General features: G+C 74.0%; 15 protein-coding genes. 10 read left to right on the top strand and 5 right to left on the bottom strand.

The genetic code is table 11. The annotated features are described in order from the left end of the window. Positions 1–86: 86 nt before the first annotated feature. From glgB to AB0J67_RS03800, 8 genes are all read left to right on the top strand, one after another. On the top strand, positions 87–1,928 hold the full coding sequence (gene glgB / locus AB0J67_RS03835) for a 1,4-alpha-glucan branching protein GlgB (protein ID WP_363475930.1): 1,842 nt from the start codon (positions 87–89) through the stop codon (positions 1,926–1,928). A 225-nt stretch (positions 1,929–2,153) separates the two neighbouring features. Continuing rightward, positions 2,154–4,487, top strand: coding sequence for a nitrate- and nitrite sensing domain-containing protein (locus tag AB0J67_RS03830; protein ID WP_363475928.1), 2,334 nt, complete (start codon positions 2,154–2,156; stop codon positions 4,485–4,487). Then, positions 4,484–4,888: a roadblock/LC7 domain-containing protein gene (locus AB0J67_RS03825; RefSeq protein ID WP_363475926.1), complete on the top strand. Its 405-nt coding sequence runs from the start codon at positions 4,484–4,486 to the stop codon at positions 4,886–4,888. The genes AB0J67_RS03830 and AB0J67_RS03825 overlap by 4 nt, the downstream gene beginning before the upstream one ends. Further along, complete coding sequence (locus AB0J67_RS03820) at positions 4,878–5,267, top strand: DUF742 domain-containing protein (RefSeq protein WP_363475924.1); 390 nt, start codon at positions 4,878–4,880, stop codon at positions 5,265–5,267. Before AB0J67_RS03825 ends, AB0J67_RS03820 begins: the two co-directional genes overlap by 11 nt. Then, entirely contained in the window at positions 5,260–5,859 is a 600-nt protein-coding gene (locus tag AB0J67_RS03815) for an ATP/GTP-binding protein (protein WP_363475922.1), read from the top strand. The genes AB0J67_RS03820 and AB0J67_RS03815 overlap by 8 nt, the downstream gene beginning before the upstream one ends. A 59-nt stretch (positions 5,860–5,918) precedes the next feature. After that, positions 5,919–7,991 (top strand): hypothetical protein, encoded by a 2,073-nt coding sequence (locus tag AB0J67_RS03810; RefSeq protein ID WP_363475920.1) that lies wholly within the window; start codon positions 5,919–5,921, stop codon positions 7,989–7,991. A 9-nt stretch (positions 7,992–8,000) separates the two neighbouring features. After that, on the top strand, positions 8,001–9,206 hold the full coding sequence (locus AB0J67_RS03805; protein ID WP_363475918.1) for a YibE/F family protein: 1,206 nt from the start codon (positions 8,001–8,003) through the stop codon (positions 9,204–9,206). 84 nt (positions 9,207–9,290) lie between these two features. Then, on the top strand, positions 9,291–9,704 hold the full coding sequence (locus AB0J67_RS03800; protein ID WP_363475916.1) for a hypothetical protein: 414 nt from the start codon (positions 9,291–9,293) through the stop codon (positions 9,702–9,704). A 124-nt stretch (positions 9,705–9,828) separates the two neighbouring features. Here AB0J67_RS03800 and AB0J67_RS03795 read toward each other — a convergent pair whose 3' ends face one another. Continuing rightward, positions 9,829–11,391 (bottom strand): CocE/NonD family hydrolase, encoded by a 1,563-nt coding sequence (locus AB0J67_RS03795; RefSeq protein WP_363475914.1) that lies wholly within the window; start codon positions 11,389–11,391, stop codon positions 9,829–9,831. A 196-nt stretch (positions 11,392–11,587) separates the two neighbouring features. After that, positions 11,588–12,346 carry an SDR family oxidoreductase gene (locus AB0J67_RS03790; RefSeq protein ID WP_363475912.1) on the bottom strand — a complete coding sequence of 253 codons (759 nt, stop codon included), beginning with the start codon at positions 12,344–12,346 and terminating at the stop codon, positions 11,588–11,590. A 283-nt stretch (positions 12,347–12,629) separates the two neighbouring features. On the opposite strand from AB0J67_RS03790, the gene ddaH reads away from it, so the two are divergent. Continuing rightward, positions 12,630–13,439 carry a dimethylargininase gene (ddaH, locus tag AB0J67_RS03785; protein WP_363475910.1) on the top strand — a complete coding sequence of 270 codons (810 nt, stop codon included), beginning with the start codon at positions 12,630–12,632 and terminating at the stop codon, positions 13,437–13,439. Continuing rightward, entirely contained in the window at positions 13,436–14,656 is a 1,221-nt protein-coding gene (rocD, locus tag AB0J67_RS03780) for an ornithine--oxo-acid transaminase (RefSeq protein WP_363475908.1), read from the top strand. The genes ddaH and rocD overlap by 4 nt, the downstream gene beginning before the upstream one ends. A 78-nt stretch (positions 14,657–14,734) precedes the next feature. Here rocD and AB0J67_RS03775 read toward each other — a convergent pair whose 3' ends face one another. From AB0J67_RS03775 to AB0J67_RS03765, 3 genes are all read right to left on the bottom strand, one after another. Then, positions 14,735–15,787 (bottom strand): FHA domain-containing protein, encoded by a 1,053-nt coding sequence (locus AB0J67_RS03775; protein ID WP_363475906.1) that lies wholly within the window; start codon positions 15,785–15,787, stop codon positions 14,735–14,737. Positions 15,788–15,868: 81 nt separating this feature from the next. Further along, a complete protein-coding gene (locus tag AB0J67_RS03770) occupies positions 15,869–16,366 on the bottom strand; it encodes an SHOCT domain-containing protein (protein ID WP_363475904.1) in 498 nt (165 codons plus the stop codon). 61 nt (positions 16,367–16,427) lie between these two features. Next, a complete protein-coding gene (locus AB0J67_RS03765) occupies positions 16,428–20,102 on the bottom strand; it encodes a hypothetical protein (protein WP_363475902.1) in 3,675 nt (1,224 codons plus the stop codon). Between the last annotated feature and the right edge of the window lie 11 nt (positions 20,103–20,113).

The raw sequence follows: 20,113 nt of genomic DNA, 5'->3' as shown, positions 1-20,113 counted from the left end.
AACGTGATGAGTCGCCCGGCGCGCCGCGATAAAGCGGCGGCGCGCCGGGACGAGCCACGTTCCGAAGGCACCGAGAAGGGGAACCGATGAACCTGATAAGTGATCTCGACCTTTATCTCATCGGCGAGGGCAGGCACGAGCGGCTGTGGCAGGTGCTCGGCGCCAACCCGGCCGCCGACGGCGCGGGCTGGCGCTTCGCGGTATGGGCGCCCAACGCCCGCGAGGTGCAGGTCATCGGCGACTTCTCCGGCTGGTGGCCGGACGACGGCATCGCCATGCACCCGCAGGGCGGCAGCGGGGTCTGGGCGGCGACGGTGCCGCACGCCGTCGCCGGGCAGCGCTACCGCTACCGGGTGCACGGCGCCGACGGCCGCTGGACGTACCGGTCCGACCCGCTCGCGGTCGCCGCGCAGTGCCCCCCGGAGAACGCCTCGGTGCTCTTCTCCTCGTCCTACACCTGGAACGACGACAAGTGGCTGGCCGGCCGGGCGAAGAAGGCCGACCACCACGCCCGGCCGATGGCCGTCTACGAGGTGCACCTCGGCTCGTGGCGGCCCGGCCTGTCCTACAAGGAGCTGGCCGACCAGCTGGTGGACTACGTCACCGACCTGGGCTTCACCCACGTGGAGTTCCTGCCGGTGATGGAGCACCCGTTCGGCGGCTCGTGGGGCTACCAGATCACCGGGTTCTACGCCCCCACCGCCCGCTTCGGCGACCCGGACGAGTTCCGGCACCTCGTCGACCGGCTGCACCAGGCCGGCATCGGCGTGCTGCTGGACTGGGTGCCCGCCCACTTCCCCCGGGACGAGTGGGCCCTGGCCCGCTTCGACGGCACCCCGCTCTACGAGCACGAGGACCCCCAGCGCGGCGAACACCCCGACTGGGGCACGCTGGTGTTCAACTACGGCCGCCGCGAGGTGCGCAACTTCCTCGTCGCCAACGCGCGCTACTGGTGCGAGGAGTTCCACGTCGACGGGCTGCGGGTGGACGCCGTCGCGTCCATGCTCTACCTCGACTACTCCCGCCAGCCGGGCCAGTGGACCCCGAACGTCGACGGCGGCAACACCTACCTGGAGGCCGTGTCGTTCCTGCAGGAGCTGAACACCTCGGTGTACGCCGACCAGCCCGGCGTGATCATGATCGCCGAGGAGTCGACGGCGTGGCCGGGGGTGTCCAAGCCGGTCGAGTTCGGCGGCCTGGGCTTCGGCATGAAGTGGAACATGGGCTGGATGCACGACACGCTGGAGTACGTCAAGAAGGACCCGGCGCACCGCAGCTACCACCACCACCAGCTCACCTGGCCCAGCTGCTACGCCTTCGACGAGAACTGGGTGCTGCCGCTCAGCCACGACGAGGTGGTGCACGGCAAGCAGTCGCTGCTGGGCAAGCTGCCCGGCGACCGCTGGCAGCGGCTGGCCGGGCTGCGCGGGCTGCTCGCCTACATGTACGCCTTCCCCGGCAAGAAGCTGCTGTTCATGGGCGCCGAGCTGGCGCAGGAGTCGGAGTGGAGCGAGCAGTGGGGCCTGGACTGGGCGCACGCGGACTACCACGGTGACGTGCGGGACCTGGTCCGCGACCTGAACCGGGTCTACCGCGACAGCGCGGCGCTGTGGGCGCGTGACACCGAGCCGGGCGGGTTCAGCTGGATCGACCCGCACGACTCCGGCACCAACACCGTGTCCTTCGTCCGCCACGGCAAGACGTCGAAGAAGCTGCTGGCCTGCGTGGCCAACTTCTCCGGCATCCCGCTGCAGGAGCACCGCATCAAGCTGCCCCGGCCGGGCGCCTGGCTGGAGGTGCTCAACACCGACGGCGAGAGCTACGGCGGCTCGGGCGTGGGCAACATGGGCCGGGTCCGGGCCGCCGCCGGCGGCAACGTCACCGTCGCGGTCGGACCGTACGCGGCGGTGTGGTTCGTCCCCGCGTAACGACGGCCGTCATCGCGATGATCGGCACCGGTATCGGTGCCGGTCATCGCGTTTTTCATGTCCTACCTGCTGAACAAGTGCCCACCACGAGGTGTGCCGCCGCCGTGAGATCAGTAGTATTTCCACGTTTCCCCACGCGTGGTCCCCCATCCCCGGCGCGCATTCGAGGTCAGCATGCCCCGACGCTTCTTCACCCGGCGAAGCTGGTCGATCAGGTCGCGGGTGATGCTGCTCCTCCTGGTGCCGCTGGTGCCGCTCACCGGCATGTGGCTGTTCAGCACGAGCGTCACGCTCGGCGCCGCGGCCAACCTGATGGACGTCAAGTCCGGCGTGGACCTGTTCGGCAAGCCGGCATACGACCTGGTCACCCAGCTTCAGGCGGAGCGGGCCCTGTCCGTGCGCTTCGTCGGCGGCGGGGCGGGCGCGCAGGTGGAGCTGACCGACCAGCGGGCCGGCACCGACGCGGCACTGGCGGAGTTCCGCCGGCTCGCCGACGGTGAGCAGGGGCGGGACGAGGCGAGCCCGCTCACCCGCCAGCACCTGGACGCGGTCCGCAAGGCGATGGAGGACCTGCCGCTGGGCCGCGCGGTGGTGGACACCCGGCAGTACGACCGGCTGCAGATCCTGCGGCTGTACAGCGGGATGATCGACAAGGCGTTCGGCCTCTACGGCTCGGTGTCCGGGCTGGACGACCACCAGCTCAACCGCCAGGCGGGCACGGTGCTGGCGCTGACCGAGGCGCGCGAGCTGTTCGCCCGGGAGAACGCCCTGATCTCGGCGTTCATCGCGGCCGGGCCGCTGACCGCCGCGGAGCGGGCCGAGGTCATCCGGACCGTCGCGCTGCAGCGGCGCGCGCACGACACCGCCACCCGCTACCTGCACCCCGACGACCGCGCGACCTACCAGGGCGTGCTGGACAGCGCGGCATACCTGCGCCTGCGGGCGATCGAGGAGCGGCTGGCCGACCTGACCAAGCCGGTGCCCGCGGTGGACGCCCACCAGTGGGCCGCCGACTACGGCACCGTGGACGGCCGGCTGTACGAGCTGGAGTCGGCCGCGGCCGACCGGACCATCGACGCGACCATGCCCGCCGCCACCGCGATCCTGCTGCGGCTGGGCCTGGCGGGCGGGGCCGGGCTGGTGGTCATCGTGGTGCTGGCGCTGGTCTCGCTGCGCGTGGCGCGCTCGGTCATCGTCCGCATCAACGCCCTGCGCGAGCGGGCGCTGCACGTCGCCGAGCAGAGCCTGCCCGGCGTCGTCGCCCGGCTGCGGGCCGGTGCCACGGTGGACGTGGCCGCCGAGGTGCCGCCGCCCACCCCCGTCGAGGACGAGCTGCACGAGCTGGAGAACGCCTTCGTCGCCGTGCAGCGCACCGCGGTCACCTCCGCGGTGCAGGAGGCCACCCTGCGGGCCGGGCTCAACCAGGTCTTCCTCAACATCGGCCGGCGCAGCCAGCTGCTGCTGCACCGCCAGCTCGCGCTGCTCGACGCGATGGAGCGCCGGGTCACCGACCCGCAGGACCTCGAGGACCTCTACCGCGTCGACCACCTCGGCGCCCGGATGCGCCGCCACGCGGAGGACCTGGTCATCCTCGCCGGTGCGGCGCCGGGGCGCGGCTGGCGCCACCCCGTGCCGCTGCACGACGTGCTGCGCTCGGCCGTCTCCGAGGTGGAGGAGTTCACCCGGATCACCGTCGTGCCCGGACAGGAGCTGTCGCTGCGCGGCCGCGCCGTCAGCGACGTCGTCCACCTGCTCGCCGAGCTGCTGGAGAACGCCACGGCGTACTCGCCCCGCGACACCATGGTGATGGTGAGCGGGCAGCTGCTGCCCAACGGGTACGCCGTGGAGATCGAGGACCGGGGCGTGGGCATGCCCGCCGCGGCGGTCGACGAGGCCAACGCCCGGCTCGCCGATCCGCCGGACTTCGATCCCGCGCACAGCGCGCGGCTGGGCCTGTTCGTCGTCGCCCGGCTGGCCGCCCGGCACGGCATCCGGGTCACGCTGCGCCCCTCGCCGTTCGGCGGGCTCACCGCGGTGGTGCTGGTCCCCCGGGAGCTGGTCGTCGACGCGTACGCCCCGACGCCGGCCGCCACCCCCGCCGGACCGCCCGTGGCCGCGCTGCCCGCCCTCCCCGCCGCACCCGGGGGCCTCGCCGCCGCGACCGGGGGCCGCCCCACCGCGGCCGACGGGACGAGCGCCACCGACGTCACCGTCACGGCGGCGGACGTCACCGTCACAGCGGCCGACGGCACCACCGCCCCCGCCGGTGCGGCGGACGTCATCTCGTCCGACGACCCGGCCGGGCCCGCCGGGCTGCCGGTGCGTGCCCCGCAGACGCACCTGGCCGCGCCGCTGCGCGCCGAGCCCGCCCTGTCGCTGCGCGCCGCCGAGACGGCTGCCGAGCAGTCCGCGCGCCCCGCCGAGCGCACCCGCAACTTCCTGACGTCGCTGCTGGCCGGTGCGCACCGGGGCCGGACAGCCGCGACGGTCCCCGCCGCGCCCCCGCCCGCCGCTGACTCCCCCGCAGCGGCCGACCCGCCTGAGGAGCCGACATCATGAACAATCCCGCGAGCCTGGACTGGCTGCTCGACGACTTCGTGGACCGCGTGCCCGCGGCGCGGCGGGCGGTCGTGTTCTCCGTCGACGGGCTGCTGCGCGGCGCGTCCCGGGACCTGACCCAGGCCGACGCCGACCACATGGCCGCGATCGCGGCGGGCTTCGCGAGCCTGTCGCGCAGCGCGGGGCGGCACTTCAAGGCCGGTCCGGTGCGCCAGGCCGTGATCGAGATGGAGGACGCCGTGCTGCTGGTCACCGACGCCGGCGAGGGCAGCTGCTTCGCCGTGCTGAGCAGCGCCGACTCCGACATCGGCATGGTCGCGTACGAGATGGCCATGGTCGTCGAACGCATCGGCCACAGCCTGGGCACCCAGCCCCGGCCGACCTCGGCCCATGCACACTGACCACGACGATGCGCACGAGTGGCTCGATGCCGAGGCCGGGCCGCTGGTGCGGTCGTACGCCGTCACCGGCGGCCGGGCGCGCCCCGGGGCGGGCCTGTTCGACCTCGTCACCTACGTGGTGGCGGCACCGGCGGGGCAGCGACGCAACGCCGTGCATCTGCAACCGGAGCACCGGGCGATCCTCGAGCACGCCCGGGAGCCGATATCGGTCGCCGAGCTCACCTCCCGCGCCGGGTTTGCCCTCGGCGTGGTCCGGGTGCTGCTCGCCGACCTGCTCGATGAAGGCGCCGTCATCCGCATGGCGCCCGCCGTGGCCCCCGGCCACGTCCCGGACGACGACATCCTCCAGGCGGTGATCCTTGGCCTCCGTCATGCGTGACGACCGTGCCCGGTCCGTACCCACTGCGATAAAGATCCTGGTCGCAGGCGGTTTCGGCGCGGGTAAGACGACAATGGTGGGCACGGTGAGCGAGATCCTGCCCCTGCACACCGAGGAGGTGCTGACTTCGGCCAGTGCCCACTCCGACGACCTGTCGGGGGTGGAGGCCAAGCGGACCACGACGGTCACCATGGACTTCGGGCGGATCACCATCGGCGACAGCGCCGTGCTCTACCTGTTCGGCACGCCGGGGCAGGACCGGTTCTGGTTCCTCTGGGACGAGCTGGCCATCGGCGCGCTGGGCGCGGTCGTGCTCGCCGACACCCGGCGGCTGGCCGACAGCTTCCCCTCGATCGACTACTTCGAACGGCGGCGCATCCCGTTCGTGGTGGCGGTCAACTGCTTCCACGGGCACCAGCAGTTCGAGATCCCGGCCGTGCGCAACGCGCTGTCGCTCGACCCCGACGTGCCGGTGGTGCTGACCGACGCGCGCGACCGCAAGTCCGGCCGCGAGGTGCTGGTCACGCTCATCGAGCACGTCCGGGCGATCACCCTGGGCCAGGCGCACACCGTGGTCGGCACGCCGGGCTGAGCCGCCGCCCCTCCCGCACGGGGCGGTGGCACGGGCACGCCGTCGCTACGCTGCGGGGCGTGCCGACGACCATCGACCAACAGCCGCCCTCCCCTCCGGACGCCGCCGCACCGACGGTCCCGGCGGCGCCGTACTGGCCGGCCCTGCTCGTGACGGCCGCCGTCACGCTGGCCCCGGCGTTGCTGCTGCGCGAGTCGATCGGGGTGCTGGCGGGCGGCGGCGGCGCGACCGTCCTGGACGGAGCGCTGCTCCCGGGCCCGACGGAGACTGCCGGCGCGGCCGGGACGCTGGTGCTCGCCGCCGGCTGGATCGCCGCGGTGACCGCCGGGACCGCTGTGGCGGCGGGCGGGCAACGCGGACTCGCCGTGTCGCCGTGGGCGGCGCTGCGGCTGGCCGGGCGGAAGCTGCCCTGGCTCGGACTGATGCTGCTGCTCATCGGCATCGCCGGGACGGGCCTGCTGGTGGCCGCGGTCCTGGCGCTGAACGTGTTCGAGCAGGGCCGGCCGGAGGGCTGGACCGGTGTCGTCCTCGTCCTGCTCCTGCTGGCACAGCTCGTGCTGGCCACCCGCCTGCTGGTCATCCCGGCGGCACTGCTCGGCGACGGCGCCGGGCCCCGGCTCGCGCACGCCCACGCGCTGGCCTCCGGCCGCCTGCTGCGCACCGGCGCCACCATCACGCTCGGCGGCTTGCTGGTGCCCGCCATTCTCGTCTCGATCGCCGGGTCCCTCGCGGAGTCAGTGCCGGCGGCGGCCGTGCCGTCGCTCGCGCTGGCCCTCGTCGCGTCCACCGCGCTGCAGTCGTCGTCGCTCGCCCACGCCTACCTGCGGCAGCGGCCCGTGGCCAAGCCGGGCCCGCAGGCGGCGCTCGACGAGGTGGACCACCGGCTGTCCGGCCTGGCCGCCCCCGCCCCGCCGGCCCGGGCCGCCGTCGCGGGTGCGGTCGCGTTCCTGCTCGCGCCCGCCCTGCTGGGCGTCGCGGTGGCGGTCGTCAATCCGTACGGCAGCCCGCGCGCGACCCGGCACGACGTCTCCTGGAGCGGAGAGGTGCTGGCGGCGGCGTGGCCCGCGGGCGGGCATCCGGTCGTGGTCACCTCGTGGGGCCCGCACTGGTGCCTCGACGACGCCTGCGCGAGCGTCCGCTCCCGCCAGTCGGAGCCGCTCATGCTGGGCGGGCCGTACGGCGCCACCGCCATCGGCACGGACGGCAGCGTCCTGTCCGCGGGCATCCGCGGCCGGGCGATGCCGGCCGTGATCATCACGAACGGCGACGACGCGGTGCAACTGCAGCGCTGCACCGCGCCCTGGGGGCCGGTGGACTCCCGGCCCCGGCCGGGCAGCTGTGAGGACGGCATCACCCGCTGGCACAGCGGCGGCGAGGAGGCCGAGTCGCAGCTCGCGGTCGCAGCCGGGACCGGCGGCACGATCGTGGTCGCCACCGCGCGGCCACTGCTGCCGGAGCGGGCCGGTGGACCGGAGCGGGTCCAGCTCGCGGTCACCCGCTGCAACACCGTGCACTGCACGACTCGCTCGCTGCGGGTGCTGACGACACTCCCGATGAGCCTCACCGGGCCCGTCGGCGCGAGCGAGCGCTCCCTGCCCGCGCCGCTGCTGCGGCTGACGGTGGACGCGCAGGACCGGCCCGCCGTGCTGCTGCGCGATCCCGCCGGGCGCATCGCCCACCTCGCCGCCTGCACGAGCGCGGCCTGCGACGACGCCCGGATCTCACAGATCCCCGCCCCCGAGGACGGCGCCGCCCCGGCGGTGCTGATCACCGGCGGCGACGGCACGCAGCGCCTGGTCGCCGGCCCGTCGTTGCATGGCCCCGGGGTCAGCCCGGCGGCGGCGGTCGCCGGGGACGCGGCGTACGGGCTGGACGTCGAGAGGGTGCCCCGGTTCACCGGAGGCGGCACCGCACGGCTGGTGCTCTGGCAGTGCCCGGCCGATCCCGCGCGACCGGCCCGCCGCACCGTGCTGCCATCGCTGGAGAACGGGGCGCACCAGGTGGGGCTGACCGTCGCGCCCGACGGCCGCGCGTTCGTCACGTACGCCGACAACGGCAACCGGTACGCCCTGCTGGTCACCGGATCGGGCAAGGAGACCAAAGGCGCCTACTGCCGAGGGTTCGCGGGCTAGGTTCGGCTCATGGGAGCCGGTCACAGCCACGAGCCCAGCGAGACGCTCCCGCCCGCGCCACCGGACCTGCGCCGGCTCGTCACGCTGATCATCGTGCCGCTGGTGGTGGCCACGCTGATCGGCCTGATCGTGCTGTGGCCGCGCGGCGCGGCCCCGCAGCAGCCCTCCGACACCCTGCCGCGGCTGCACGGCGAGGTCGTCGCCGCGACGCCCGCCTGCCCCCGCGAGGTGCCCGCGCAGCCCGGGGGCGACTGCGGCACCGCCCAGGTGCGCGTAGGCGACGAGACCGTGGACGCGGTGGTGCCGACCGGGCCGAGCGCACCGCAGGTGGCCGTCGGCGACAAGGTGGTGCTGATCGCCTCGCCCGACGCGGCGGGCGGGCAGCGCTACGCCGTGGTCGACCACGACCGGTGGGGCTGGCTGGTCGCGCTGGTCGCGCTGTTCATCGCGGCGGTGATCGGGTTCGCCCGCTGGCGCGGCGTGGCCAGCCTGGTCGGCCTCGCGGTGAGCTTCGCGGTGCTGCTGCTGTTCATCCTGCCCGCCATCCAGCGCGGGGAGTCGCCCCTGCCGGTGGCGATCGTCGGGTCCGCCGCGATCATGTTCGCGGTGATCTACCTGACGCACGGGGTCAGCGTGGGCACCTCCATGGCCGTGCTCGGCACGCTGGCCGCGCTCGTGCTCACCGGCCTGCTCGGCCTGCTCGCCACGAACCTGCTGCACCTGACCGGCGCGGGCTCGGACGAGGCGGCGATCCTCACCAACGTGCTGTCCGGCGTGGACCTGCGCGGGCTGCTGCTCGCCGGGATCATCATCGGCACCCTGGGCGTGCTCGACGACGTCGCCATCACGCAGCTGGCCATCGTCGGCGAGCTGTCGCTGGCGGACCCCACGCTGAGCGCCCGCCGCCTCTACCGCTCCGCGATCAGGATCGGCCGCTCGCACGTCGCCTCCGTGGTCAACACCATCATCCTGGCGTACGCCGGCGCGTCGCTGCCCCTGATGCTGCTGCTGGTCACGGCGGGGACGGGCACCCGCGACGTGCTCTCCACGCAGGTGATGGCGGCGGAGATCGTGCGCGGCGTGGTCGGCACGCTGGGCCTGATCGCGGCCGTTCCCATCACGACCGCGCTGGGCGCCTGGGCGATCTCGCGCGCGCACCGGCACCGCGAGCAGCCGCACGCCCACCCGGAACCGCCCGCGCCCGCCGCCGGCTGAGGCGTTTCGCCGTTCCGGCCGAGCAGCGGCCCGAGCAGGGATAACGTGAAGGTGCTTCGTCCGTTTCGCACGAAGGTGGGTGCTATGTCGACCGTGGCGAAAGCGACCGATCGCATCGGGTCGGGCTGGCTGTCCTTCTCCGGTCTGATGATCCTGCTACTGGGGGTGTTCAACGTGGTGGAGGCAATCTTCGCGATCGTCAACGACCGTTACGCCGCGTACGCCACCTCCACCGGTGGCGAGCTGTACCTGTTCAACCTGCAGACCTGGGGTTGGCTGCACCTCATCCTCGGGGCGATCCTGATCGCCGTCGGCGCGGGCATCCTGGGCGGCCACGAGTGGGCGCGCGGCGCGGGCATCGGCCTGGCCGGCGCGACCGCCCTGCTCCAGATGCTGTACCTGCCGGTCTACCCGTTCTGGTCGATCGTCAACATCGCCCTGTGCATCCTGGTCATCTACGGCCTGGTCGTCCCACCCCGCGGCACCGTCGCCGACTGACCGCCCACCACCGGCCCCGCCGAGCCCTGGCGCAACTCTTAAAGAGTCGCGGCTTCGAAGCGTCTTCGAGACCGCCAGTCGTTAAGAGTTGCGCCAGATGTGCGGGCGGGGCGGTGGTGGGGGGTCAGCGGGTGGGGAGGTCGAGCCAGGACTGGCCGGAGAAGTCGGCGGAGCCGAGCCAGGCGTTCTCGTCGAGGTAGAGGCCGTCGTGGCCGTCGATCACCAGCGCGAGGCGGTGGCCGGCGGGCACGTCCCAGCTCGTCGCCGGGAGGCCGATGTCGACCGTGCGGGCCGTGTTCGCGGGCGCGTCCAGCCAGGAGACCGGCGCGTGGGTGATCAGCCGGCCGGTGCCGGCCCAGTCGACGTCGTAGAGGTACGCCACGATCGTGCCGCGGCGCTCGGTCGGCGTGAACCGGGCGTGCACCGTGGCGCTGCCGCGGATGCGTACCGTCGCCGCCGTCTCGTCGCCCAGCCACACCCCGGCGTTGTCGCGGTCGACCGCGGGCAGCCAGACCGTCGGGGGGATGCCGGTCAGCGCCTGCAGGCCGTTGGAGAGCAGCACCACGCCGCCCGCCGCGGGCGTGTCGTCGTTGAACCAGGCCCGCCGCGACCAGCCGGTCGACGTGGCGCCGCCGAGCCGGCCGGTGCCGGTGAGCCAGTTGACCTCGCCCAGGCCGTACCGCCGGGTGGTGGTGCTGGTGGCCGACCAGCCGGGGTATGCCTCGACCGGGCCGCCGGTCATCGAGCGCAGCACCACCGACGGCTCGGTGTCGATGCCGTTGGCGATGCCGGACAGGTGCCGGTCGAACCAGCGCCGCACCGAGGTCCACACGTGGTTGTCCAGCCCGGCGAGGCCGGTCAGCTCGGGGATGGCGTGGTCGCCCGGCGCGAGCTCGAGCCGCTTGGGGCCGGCCAGGGCGCCGTAGAAGTCGACGAGCTGGTTCGGCGGGAAGATCGTGTCGCCGTACCCGTTGGCCATCAGGACCGCCGGGCGGTTCGCGTTGATCGCGGGCAGGTACGCCGCCGCGGAGCGGGCCCGCGCGAACGCCTTCACCCCGGCGATGTTCCGGTTGGCGTAGAAGTCGGCGATGACCGCGTCGAACTCGGGGCTCGTGTCGCCGAGCAGCGCCGCCGCGCCGACCAGCAGCGCCGACGACTGCAGGCGCCGGGTGTCGCCGCCGTAGAGGGAGGCGACCAGGTCGCTCCAGCCGGACAGCGCCGCCACGGCGCGCACCCGGCTGTCGTGGCCGGACGCGATCAGGCTGATGCCCGCGCCGTACGAGACGCCCGCCATGCCGATGCGCGACGCGTCGGCGGAGGTGTTCGCGACGAGCCAGTCGAGCACCCGGGACACGTCGGCGATGTCCTTCGGCCCGGCGGTGTCGATCTCGCCGGCGGACGACCACCAGCCGCGCGGGGTGTACGAAAGCACCGTGTAGCCGCCCTCGGCGAGGGCCTTGGCCTGGGCGACGTACTCCAGGTCGTTGAGGCCCCAGCTGGACGGGAAGACGACGGCGGGGTGCCGGCCGGGGGCGGTGGGCTCGATGACGTTGGCCTTGAGCACGACCCCGTCGGGGGCGGTGATGTCGATGAAGCGGAAGCCGGTGGTCGGGGCGGCCTGGGCGGGGGTTACCCAGGTGGCGAGCGACAGGACGACCAGCGTCAGGAGGGGTAGGGATCTCCTCACGGCGAACCTCGCGGGGGTGTCAGCGGTGCGTCGACGAAGTTACCGAGAGGTAACCATGCCGTGAGCTAGATCACAATACCCGCGAGTAGCTTTTTATAGACGTTGGCCTATCTGGATGAACTTGATCTACGAAAAGTCATCCAGATAGGCCAACGTCTATGAGAAACAGGGTGGGGCGGGCACCAGCGGGGCGGGGTCAGCCGCGGGGGCCGCCGGCTACGTAGATGACCTGGCCGGTGACGAAGCCGGCGCCCTCGCTGGCCAGGAAGGAGATGGCGTGCGCGACGTCGGCGGGGGTGCCGACCCGGCGCACCGGCGTCTCGGCGGCGCGGGCGGCCTGGAACGCCTCGAAGTCGACTCCGACGCGCGCCGCGGTGGCGGCGGTCATCTCGGTGACGATGAAGCCCGGCGCGACCGCGTTCGCGGTGATGCCGAACGGGCCGAGCTCGATGGCGAGGGTCTTGGTGAAGCCCTGCAGGCCCGCCTTGGCCGCGGCGTAGTTGGCCTGGCCCCGGTTGCCGAGCGCGGAGGTGCTCGACAGCGACACGATCCGGCCGTACTTCTGCTCGACCATGTACTTCTGCACGGCGCGGCTGCACAGGAACGCCCCGCGCAGGTGCACCGACATGACGGTGTCCCAGTCGGCGTCGGTCATCTTGAACAGCAGGTTGTCGCGCAGCACGCCGGCGTTGTTGACCAGTACGGCGGGGGCGCCGAGGGTCGCCGCGACGTGGGCCACGGCGGTGTCGACGGCGGCGGAGTCGGAGACGTCGGCGCCGACCGCGATGGCCCGGCCGCCCGCCTTCGAAATCGCCGCGACGGTGTCGGCGCAGTTCTCCTCGGTGAGATCGACGGCGGCGACGGCGAACCCGTCGGCGGCGAGCCGCAGCGCGGTGGCGGCGCCGATGCCCCGGGCGGCGCCCGTGACGATCGCTACTTGCTGGCTGTCAGTCATGCGCCGCACTTTAACGACAGTTCAGCGCGGTGCGGAACCGCCCCGCACCCCGGCGCGCCGCGCCGCGCGACGACACCGCGCCGGCGGTTCCGGCCGCCCGCCGGATGCGGCCGGTTGCGGCGGCGAGCTAGCGTCGGAACGGCCGGCGGCGCACGCGAGGCCCGCACAAGTTGATGTTGACGCAACGGATCGTTGGTCGACATGCTGAAATGCGCAAGAAAACAAGGTCACGCGCATGGCCGAATGATGGTTACGCTGCGATCTTCCCGCTTAGCGTTAGGTCATGCAGAAGCGCTTTCTGATGTGCCGGCCCACCCACTTCGCCGTCACCTATAAGATCAACCCCTGGATGGACCCGGCCGCGCCGTACGACACCACCCTGGCCATCAGCCAGTGGGAGAGCCTCAAGGCCACGTACGAGAACCTGGGCCATCAGATCGAGCTCATCGACCCCGTCCCCGGCCTGCCCGACATGGTCTTCGCGGCCAACGGCGGCACCGTGATCGACGGCCGGATGTTCACCGCCCAGTTCCGGCACGCCGAGCGCGCCGACGAGGGCCCGGCCTACCGCGACTGGTTCGACCGCGCCGGGTACGAGGTGCACGACGCCAAGCACGTCAACGAGGGCGAGGGCGACATCCTGCTCGCCGGCGACTACGTCCTGGCCGGCACCGGCTTCCGCACCGCGCACGCCTCGCACGCCGAGGTGCAGGAGGTCTTCGGCCGCCCGGTGATCACCCTGCAGCTGGTGGACCCGCGCTTCTACCACCTGGACACCGCGCTCGCGGTGCTGTCGACGGGCGCCGACGGCAAGCCCGCCAACATCGCGTACCTGCCCGAGGCGTTCTCGCCCGGCAGCCAGACTGTGCTGCGTCAGCTGTTCCCGAACGCCGTGATCGCTAATATCGAGGATGCGGAGGTGCTGGGACTCAACGCGGTCAGCGACGGCGAGAACGTCGTGCTGCCGGTCCAGGCCACCCACCTCGCGGAGGAGTTGCGCAAGGCCGGCTACGAGCCGATCGGAGTCGACGTCTCCGAGCTGCGCCTGGCCGGTGGTGGCCCCAAGTGCTGCACCCTGGAGCTGCGGTCATGAACTCGATCGTCGACAGCCGTACGCCCTCCGCGGTAGCCGAGGCGGAGCGGTACACGGCGCACAACTACCACCCGCTGCCCGTGGTCATCGCCGAGGCGGACGGCTGCTGGGTCACCGACATCGACGGCCGGCGCTACCTGGACTTCCTGTCCGGGTACTCGGCGCTGAACTTCGGCCACCGGCACCCGGCGCTGATCGCCGCGGCGCACGCCCAGCTGGACAAGCTCACGCTGACCAGCCGCGCGTTCATCCACGACCAGTTCGCCGAGTTCTGCCAGCGTCTGGCCGAGCTGACCGGCCAGGACCTGGTGCTGCCGATGAACACCGGCGCCGAGGCGGTGGAGACCGCGATCAAGGTGGCCCGCAAGTGGGGCTACCAGGTCAAGGGCGTGCCGGACGGCCAGGCGAAGATCATCGTGGCGGCCGACAACTTCCACGGGCGCACCACGACGATCATCAGCTTCTCCACCGACGAGGACGCGCGGGCCGACTTCGGGCCGTACACCCCGGGCTTCGAGATCGTGCCGTACGGCGACCTGGAGGCGCTGGCCGAGGCGGTCGACGACTACACCGTCGCGGTGCTGCTGGAGCCGATCCAGGGCGAGGCCGGCGTGCTGGTCCCGCCGGACGGCTACCTGTCCGGCGTACGGGCCCTGTGCAGCCAGCGCAACGTGCTGTTCCTGGCCGACGAGATCCAGAGCGGGCTGGCCCGCACCGGGCGCACGTTCGCCGTGGACCACGAGGACGTCAAGCCCGACATGCACATCATGGGCAAGGCGCTGGGCGGCGGCATCGTGCCCGTCTCCGCCGTCGCGGCCAGCCGCGAGGTGCTCGGCGTGCTCCAGCCCGGCCAGCACGGCTCGACCTTCGGCGGTAACCCGCTGGCCTGCGCGGTCGGCATCGAGGTCGTCAAGCTGCTGGAGACCGGCGAGTTCCAGAAGCGCTCCGCCGACCTGGGCGCCCTGCTGCACGAGCAGCTGCGGGCGCTGATGGGCCGGGGCGTCACCGCCGTACGCGGTCGCGGCCTGTGGGCCGGGGTCGACATCGACCCGGCCGTGATGACCGGCCGCCAGGCGTCGGAGAAGCTGATGGCGCGCGGCATGCTGGCCAAGGACACCCACGGCACCACGATCCGGCTGGCCCCGCCGCTGGTCATCGAGGAGGACGAGATCTCCTGGGCGGTACGCCAGCTCGCCGAGGTCATCGGCGCGGCCTGAACGGCGGCCTGAGGGGGCGCGAGGTGAGGAAGGGCACCTTCCACAACGGAAACCGTTGGGAAGGTGCCCTTCCTTTCGTCAGAAGCCGGGGCGGAAGGTCATGGTGGGGGCGTCGGACATGACCGAGGAGCTGTCCAGCGGGCGGCTGCTGGCCAGCGCGCCGACGCGGCCGATCTCGACGCCGGGGTAGAGCTCCACGATGTCGGATACGCCCAGCTGGCGGGTGGCGCCGCGGCTGAGCTGGAGCTCGCCGTCGGCGGCGCCGCCGAGCCGGACCAGGGTGCCGTTCATGCTCAGGTCGGTCACCGAGACGCCCTGCGGGGACAGCGCGACGGAGATGTGCGCGCGGCTGACCTTGGCCCGCGCGTCCTCGCTCAGCCACGGGCCGAGCTGCACGCCGACCTGGCCCTGCCCGCCGTCGGGGGCGCGGCCCACCACGACCGGGCCGGCCGCGGTGACCACGAAGCGGGTGCGGATGATGCCGTCCACCCGCACCGCCAGCACCTGCTGTGGCGGGCGCGGGCCGTTGTCGCCCAGCGGCACCTCGTGGCGGCCGCAGACCGGCTGGCCGTTGCGCAGCCGGGGCACCGGCTGGCCGCTGCCGCGGCGGGCCGGGCCGAAGTTCGCGCAGTCCGGGTCGGGGCAGTGCCACCAGCGGGCCATGAGCTGCCGCCCCACCGGCGACGGGCCGGACGGCACGGGGCCGCGCGGCTGCAGCACGGTGCCGCCCGCGCCGGGCAGCGGCGACCAGACCGCCGGCAGCACCCGCGAGATGATCGGCAGGCCGGTGAGCTCGGACACCTCGATGACCCGCTGCGCGGCGCCGGGCACCACCTCGACCACGCCGTCGTCGGCCCAGCGCCGCATGACCATGCGCTCGTTCGAGGTGAGGTCCTGGTTGGACAGCAGCGACTTGTCCACCACGCAGTACGCCGAGACGTGCTCCTCGCCGACCTGGCGCGCCAGCGCGTCGACGACCATGCCGAGCCGCACCAGGTTGGCGGGCCGGCCGCCGTCCAGATCCGCACAATAGATCAACTCAGCCACGTCGAGCACGCCCGCGGCGAGTCCCGGGTCGGTGCCCAGGCGCCGCTCGATCGCATCCAGCACATGACTGACCTCGAACCTCATAGGCAAAGACCCTAGGTTCGCAGCGCGACCTGCCGCAACCCGTTGCTGCTCGCGCCCACTTCGCGGGCTCCCGCGCGGCGGCTAGGCGGTGGGGCCGAACCCGGCCGGGCGGGTCGGGGGCGTGCCACCGGACGGCGGCGGCGGAGGCGCAGGCGGGGTGCCCGGCACCACTCCCCCGCCGGGGACGGTGCCCGCGGGCGGGGCCGCCGACGCGCCGCGCGCCGCCTCCAGCACGCGGGCCTTCTCCGCGGCGAACTCCGCGTCGGTGAGCTTGCCCCGGTCGTGCAGGTCCGACAGCAGGCTGATCTGCTGCGCGGTGTCGGTCGGCGCGTACTTCGCCACGAACTCGCGGCTGGCCTCGTCCATCGCCCGGCGCTCCTGCGGCGTGGCCCCCGGCCGCCGGAAGATCAGGTAGATCAGGGTGCCGAGGAACGGCATCAGGATCACGATCACGATCCACAGCGCCTTGAGCCATCCGGAGAGATCGTCGCGCCGGAAGATGTCGACGATGGCGAAGCCCCAGATCAGCAGCAGCGGGATGAAGATCAGCAGTAGCCAGAAGACATCCCAGAAGTCCATCTTCCCCCCTTTGAGGCACCTAGCCTCATTCTGGCCGGTTTGCCGCTCCGGAGGGAGGGAACTACCGCATCCGGCCGACCGCCGCCCGCAGCCGTGACATGTCCCGGCGGCTGCGCTCGTACGTGATCGCCAGGGTCAGCAGCACCGCGCCGCCCACCGCGATCGGCACCCACGTCGGCAGCAGGCGCGACACCAGCAGCAGCTCGTGCAGAGCCAGCACCAGCAGCGTGCCGCCGCCCAGCAGCACCGGCGCCTGCAGCCGCCGGACCGAGCCGAAGACGGTGACCGCCAGCGCACCGGCGCCGAGCAGCAGCCGCCGCAGCGGCGTGCCGCCCGCGTCGGACAGCGCCAGGGCCAGGCTCGGCAGCAGCGACGCCACCAGCGCCGGGCCGGCGAACAGCCAGCTGGACAGCTCCGGCCGGTGCCGGGCCGCGTACCAGCCGACGCCCAGCGCGAGCAGCGCCACCGGCAGCGTGTACGCCTCCAGCACGCCCACGTCCTGCGCGGCGAGGATCACCCACCAGGCCACCGACTCCAGGATCGCGGCCCCGACGGCCCGCAGGACCCGCTCCCCGGCCGGGGCGCGCAGCACGGTCAGCCCGACCGCGACGCCCCACAGCGCCAGCACCAGCGCGCTCGGCCGGCCCTGCCCCTGGCACAGGGTCAGCGCGACCAGCGCGGCCGAGTGCGCCGCCGCCTCCGCCGCGGCCCGCTGCTCGCGCGCGAACGGCGCGTACGCCAGGCCCAGCACGATCGCCGCGACGCCGAGCACCAGGTACGCGGTGAACTCCGTACGCAGGTCGGCGGCCTCGCCGATCGCGATCGCGAGCAGCACCTTGACCGCCGCGCCGGACAGCCAGCCGAGCGTGCGCACCGGCCGGGCCCGCGCGCCGACCGCGACCGCGCTCAGCGCCACGGTGACCACGGCCAGCGCCGCGATGGTGGACCACTTCTCGGCCAGCAGCCCCGCCAGCCCCACGACGGTGAGCAGCACCGCGTAGAGGCCGCCCGGCAGCGTCAGCACGCCGGCCGGGCGCAGCGCGACCAGCACCAGCAGCGCCGTGCCGAGCAGCAGCTGCACGGCGCTGACGGTCGGCCACGGCGCACCCGCGGCGGCCAGCGCGACGAGCACGGCGATCCCCGCGGTCAGCCCGGCCGCCGCGATCGCCGGACGCGGGACGCGGCCCCACCCGCCCGATCCGCCGGTGCCGGCCGGCGCGGCGTACGGCCGCCAGAACCACACCGCGACGGCGGGCACCAGCAGGAACAACGCGATCGCGGGCGCCCACGGCAGCGGCGCGACGGGCTCGGCGGACAGTCCGGTCCCGACCGGATCCCCGGCCCAGACCCGGGTGAGCCAGCTCAGCGGCGCGATGAAGATGCGGTGCAGCGCCTCGCCGCACAGGATCACGGTCAGCGCCAGCACGGCCTGGGCGGGCAGCTCCGCCCACGCCCGGCGGGCCCGCAGGCCGACCAGGGCCAGGGCCAGCGTGCACAGCGCGGCGTACACGGCGGACGGCTCCTGGCCGGGCTGCCAGCCCGGCAGCGCCCACAGCGCGCCGACCAGCCCGCCGCCGACCGCGTAGTCGCGCAGGCGGCCCGGCGTCAGGTACACCCACAGCGGCGTCAGCACCGCGGCCACCAGCATCGCCCGCCGGGCCCACACGTCGTCGGCGCCCGCCACGACGGCCACGCTGTGCACCGCGAGCGGCAGCAGCGCCAGCGCCACCGCACCGGCGGCCCCGCCCACGGCGACCGGCGCGTCGTCGCGCAGCAGCACCACGGCGGCCGAGGCCAGGCCCAGCAGCACCACGACGCCCAGCGTCCACGCCGAGCGGGCCGGCGTGCCCGCGCCCGCCAGCAGCGCGTGGGCGGCCAGCAGCGCGGCCGTGCCGCCCCACAGCGCCACGTTCCGGCGCAGCAGCAGCGCCATCGACAGCGCGCCCGCCGCCGCGGCCAGGTCGACTGCGGGCGCGGCCCACGGGGTCACCGCCGGGTGCCCCGGCACCGCCAGCGGCAGCAGCAGCACCGCCGCGGCCGTCACCCAGGCCCGCACCGGCAGCTCGGTCACGGCCCACGCCGCGACCACCACCACGACCAGTGACACCGGCAGCAGCCAGGAGTACGAGCCGTCGTACGGCGCCGGCACCGCGGCCCACCACGGGACGGCGTCCTCGACGGACTGCCAACCGGCCGCGAGCGCCCAGCCGGCGGCGCACGCCGCGGGCACGCTCAGCGCGAGCGCCGCCCCCACCCGCAGCCCGTCGGCCAGCGCGGGCTGCCGCGCGGACAGCGGTCCGCGCAGCGCCGCGGCCAGGACGCACACCAGCGCGGCCGCGCCCGCCAGGGCCAGCAGCCACTGCTGCGGCCACTGCACCAGCGCCGGGCGCGCGACCGCGGCGGCCAGCGCCACCGTCACCACGCCACCCGCCGCCGACCGGCCGAGCGACGTCGCCGCGCCGCTGCTCTGCCACAGCCCACCGGCCAGCACGCCCGCCGCCGCCAGTAACGCCAGCGCGCCGGTGAGCGCGGTGTCCGGGTCCGCGCCGAGCAGCCACGCGAACAGCGCCGCGATGCCGCCGATGCCGAGCATGCCGAGGTACGCCAGCAGCGCCAGCACGCTCAGCGCCAGCCTGCCCGGCATCGCCGCCGGAACCGGTGGCCCGGCGGTCACGTTCCCGCCGTCCGCCACCTCGCCGGCCGCCCCGGCCGCCTTCGGCTCGGCAGCGGCCCCGATGGAGGTGCTCGTCCCGACGGGTGGGGCAGCGGGCCCATCCGCCGACGAGTCGGACGCGTTCGCCGCTACGGGTGCCGGGGCGGCGGGGCCGCGCAGCGCGCGGTAGAGCAGCAGGTCGCCGAGGGCCACCGCGGTGAAGATCGCGGACCAGCCCGCCGTGTCTGCCGAGGACTCCAGGAAGAGCAGGGGCAGCGCGGGCTGCGCCGCCAGCAGCGCGCCGAACCGGGTCGCGGCGGTGCCGACGACCCGCGCGTAGGCGTACCCGAGCAGGGCGGTGAAGGCCGCGACGGTGCCCGCGTAGAAGCCCGGATCCCAGCTGTCCGCGACACCGCCGAGGTTGACGTACCAGACGGCGTACCCGTCGAGCACCACCAGCAGCAGGCCCAGGGCGGCGAAGGTCTCCGCCGTCCCGGTGAGCGCGCGGCGGCGGACCAGCGGCGGCACGGCGAGCATGCCGAGGGTCAGCACGCCGAGGATCAGCGCGCGGCCGGTCACGTCGAAGGCCGCCCAGGCCACCGCCGTGAACACGATCGCGGCGATGCCGAGCAGCAGCCCGCCCAGCACGAACAGCAGGTTCTGCACGGTGCGCGGCGAGGACTCCGGGCCACGCCCGGCCTGCACGGGCGGCAGCGTCCCGGCCGTCGGGGGCAGGGAACCGGTCGCGGGCGGCAGGGCGCTCCTCGTGGGCGGCAGGGTGCTCGCCGTGGGCGGCATCGTCAGCAGGGTGGGCTCATGCGCCGACCGCTCGCGGGCGACGGCGTCGCGCACCGCGGTGGCGTACGCCTCCCGGTCCCGGCGGAGCTGCCCGAGCTGGGCCGTCAGCGACTCGAACGCGCTGCGCGCCTGCTCCACCCGCGGCACCAACTCGGCGATGCGGGCGTCGTGCGCCAGCACCGCGGCGGCGTTCGGGTCGGGTGCCCGCCCGCAACCGGGACACGGGCCGTCCAAAGTCGCGGACCGACCACACACCGGGCAGGGGTACGTCGAGGCGGGCTCCATGCGCGACAGCA

The sequence above is a fragment of the Catellatospora sp. NPDC049609 genome (assembly GCF_040675365.1).
Lineage (GTDB): Bacteria > Actinomycetota > Actinomycetes > Mycobacteriales > Micromonosporaceae > Catellatospora.
Note: the sequence above shows the minus strand (reverse complement) of the source record. Positions and strands in the feature narration are given on the sequence as shown.